We start from the raw sequence: 638 nt of genomic DNA on the forward strand, positions 1-638 counted from the left end.
TGGAGCCAACCTTGAAATACCACCCTTTAATGTTTGATGTTCTAACGTGGACCCGTGATCCGGGTTGCGGACAGTGTCTGGTGGGTAGTTTGACTGGGGCGGTCTCCTCCCAAAGAGTAACGGAGGAGCACGAAGGTTGGCTAATCCTGGTCGGACATCAGGAGGTTAGTGCAATGGCATAAGCCAGCTTGACTGCGAGCGTGACGGCGCGAGCAGGTGCGAAAGCAGGTCATAGTGATCCGGTGGTTCTGAATGGAAGGGCCATCGCTCAACGGATAAAAGGTACTCCGGGGATAACAGGCTGATACCGCCCAAGAGTTCATATCGACGGCGGTGTTTGGCACCTCGATGTCGGCTCATCACATCCTGGGGCTGAAGTAGGTCCCAAGGGTATGGCTGTTCGCCATTTAAAGTGGTACGCGAGCTGGGTTTAGAACGTCGTGAGACAGTTCGGTCCCTATCTGCCGTGGGCGCTGGAGAATTGAGGGGGGCTGCTCCTAGTACGAGAGGACCGGAGTGGACGCATCACTGGTGTTCGGGTTGTCATGCCAATGGCACTGCCCGGTAGCTACATGCGGAAGAGATAAGTGCTGAAAGCATCTAAGCACGAAACTTGCCCCGAGATGAGTTCTCCCTTG

1 rRNA gene is annotated in these 638 nt (G+C 55.2%); it reads left to right on the plus strand.

Annotated elements, in window-relative coordinates:
• Positions 1-638: ribosomal RNA gene (locus tag ABU190_RS27290) — 23S ribosomal RNA — on the plus strand; the annotation flags it as partial.

Origin of the sequence: Phytobacter sp. RSE-02 (genome assembly GCF_040578655.1) — a bacterium.
In the GTDB taxonomy this organism is placed as follows: Bacteria; Pseudomonadota; Gammaproteobacteria; order Enterobacterales; family Enterobacteriaceae; genus Phytobacter; species Phytobacter diazotrophicus.